We start from the raw sequence: 2,598 nt of genomic DNA, 5'->3' as shown, positions 1-2,598 counted from the left end.
GTTATTTGGTAACGATTTGTAATAATTGATATTTATTACGATAGGTAACACTATTGTTGTTTTATATGTTATAAACCGTTTATAGTTTTGTAATTAAACTTGAAAATTAGTAAAAAGCTATACCCATGAAGAGCTTAGAGTATCTATTTGGAAAATAAGTGTTTTCCACACACTATTCTCTGCCTTAGATTTAACCAATAAAAAGCAATCGACCAATATACGGAAAATAAAAAAATAATATTTTTCGACATGAAGGATAAGTCTCTAAATACTCTCAACAAAAGTAAGTATCTGCTTAATATTACTTCGTCTTTGCAAATTAATCCCAACATTATGCATGTAGCATTATGTTAGACACTTTACTATCAGCATGATGCGATAAAATGGCAAAAAAAATTGGAGCTTTTTATGCCTGCTGAAATCATTACTTGGGTTATTCCATCTTCTATCGTTTTTCTTTTTATTGCTTATTCTAAAGGATGGATACTTGCAAATTTCAAGTCCACTGTCCCATCAGAAGCATCTGAACTTTTAAAAAATAGCAAAGAAGTTTTTCTTTTAGATGTTCGAACCGACAATGAATTTTCTCAAGAACGGATCAAAGGAGCTACGCTAATCCCTCTGCATGTTTTATCGGAAAGTCTTTCGAAGCTTGATAAAGTAAAAAATAAAACCATTGTCGTCTATTGTCGAAGCGGCAACAGAAGTGTCGGTGCCTCACGCATTTTGGCAAAAAACGGATTTAAGCCCCTCAATCTTAAAGGTGGGATTAACTTATGGAAGCAGCAGGGGTTTAGCGTCGTTTGATTATAAGCGCCCTGTCGTTTCATATCAACATATTTGAGAAATTCTTCTAATCTATTTAAGGCTAAAAGTCACGTATGACTCCTATTACTTCTATGCAGAAAGTGTAATAATTATTGCAGATTATTTTACTGCTACAATAAGCCTATTTACAGTATTTTAAAGCAATAAACAAAGAAGTTTTAAAATATTAATGCGGATATGTTTGCGCATTTAAACAATCCTTTGTCTAAAACTATTTAACCACCTCTTTTTCCAACACATCCATCGCTGTATACATTCCAAGTCGCCCAAGGTTGTTAAACAATTCTTGAGTAATCCCTCCGGCATAAAGCCCTAGTTTATCGATCACTTTCTCTTCGTTCTTCATCCCTACAATTTCACTGATCCCAGCAGTTGTTATATAAGCTTTCAGTCCAAGCTGTTTGTAATACTCCAACTCGATCAGTTTTTGAACCCGCTCATGATGATTCTTTTCAAGCACATCTGCAAATTCAACGCATTTTGAAACGACCATTACAGCTTCACCCTCTTTGGGTCTTATTTTCTTATGATAGTAAGGCAACGATCCTATGGAACGTACTTTTTCGATGTATTCGGGAAAAGCAAAGGTGTATTGATGAAGTATCTTGCTAAATCCCTCTTTGACCAAACTCTTTCTCACATTTAACCGTTTTGCCAATTCCATAAAATCGCCCAGTCGGATATTGTTTTGTTTACCGCATACCGGCAAATGACTCTCATATCCATATGCATTATCATAAAACCCGGTAGCAGCAATATCATAAAGCGGTGACGCAAAGTATTTGCCACGATCATTAATAATGGAGAGGTTTTTTGTATGCATGTCTTCATGCATAATGACATAGGAGTAGAAAAAGTATTCCAACATCCGAATCTTTTCTTGCTCCTGTACTAAAACCGTCTCAATGGCTGTAAACATTTTTTCTGCGGTCGTTTGATACTTCGTATCGCTATCCAATCCCATAATCGAAGATACTTCATCCATGGCATACCGAAACCCTTTGTAGCGGTTGAAGTATTTGATGATGTAGTGAAACTCACCCTCCGGTTTATCTCTACAGATTGCCGTATACGGTACATCAAATCCGAGCTTCTCACGGGCAAATGACATATACAGATGCTCATTCACTGCCAGATGAGGAAAATAGTGGGTATTGGATGGATCAGCTTTGTATTTATTGTAGGGTTTCATAAAATACGAAGCGATCTCGCCGTCTTGGTTTTGAGAAATGATCTTTTTCTTATGATCAATGCTCACTTTGAGTTTATGCTGATATCCTGATAACGACATCACTTTGATCTTTTCGATTTGCTGCTCGTTTAAATCGCTTTTGGGAAAAAGCATCTCTTCTTCCAAGTCAACTCTATATGGGAGTATGTTTGGAAAGGGGGTATACTCTTTTAATATCTCCTCTTTGGCTAACAAATAAGAGAAATACTCTGCCCTCCTCCCCGGAAACGTCATCGTAGTACGGCTAAAGATGATATCGGCGGTATCGGTGTTGAGATACTCAAAAAGATAAAATTCTGTAGGTGTCTTACTCTTCCGCTCCAAAATCTCTTTATCCACCCCTTCAGGTAAAAGGGCTTCAATCGCCGGAAACAGTGATGCTGATCGATATATCTTCGTATCTAAAGGAAGCGTCGTCGAAAGGGGCTCACTAAAATCGTCTTGAACGTATGCATTACTATAGGCAAAAAGATAATACCCCTTGGTAAAACCCAAATAACCGATCAACGTTTTATTCATATAGATAAAATAGAACTCCT

2 protein-coding genes are annotated in these 2,598 nt (G+C 36.6%); one reads left to right on the top strand and one right to left on the bottom strand.

The genetic code is table 11. From position 1 onward, the window contains the following. Positions 1–408: 408 nt before the first annotated feature. The gene (locus PHP90_RS13980; protein WP_299931114.1) at positions 409–807 is read left to right on the top strand and encodes a rhodanese-like domain-containing protein; all 399 of its coding nucleotides are present in this window, start codon (positions 409–411) and stop codon (positions 805–807) included. Between the two features lie 232 nt (positions 808–1,039). Here the strand turns inward: PHP90_RS13980 and PHP90_RS13975 are convergent. Beyond that, positions 1,040–2,598: type II toxin-antitoxin system HipA family toxin (locus tag PHP90_RS13975; RefSeq protein ID WP_299931112.1), on the bottom strand; the 1,559-nt coding region annotated here is incomplete at its 5' end.

Source organism: Sulfuricurvum sp., assembly GCF_028712165.1.
Taxonomy (GTDB): domain Bacteria; phylum Campylobacterota; class Campylobacteria; order Campylobacterales; family Sulfurimonadaceae; genus Sulfuricurvum.
Note: the sequence above shows the minus strand (reverse complement) of the source record. Positions and strands in the feature narration are given on the sequence as shown.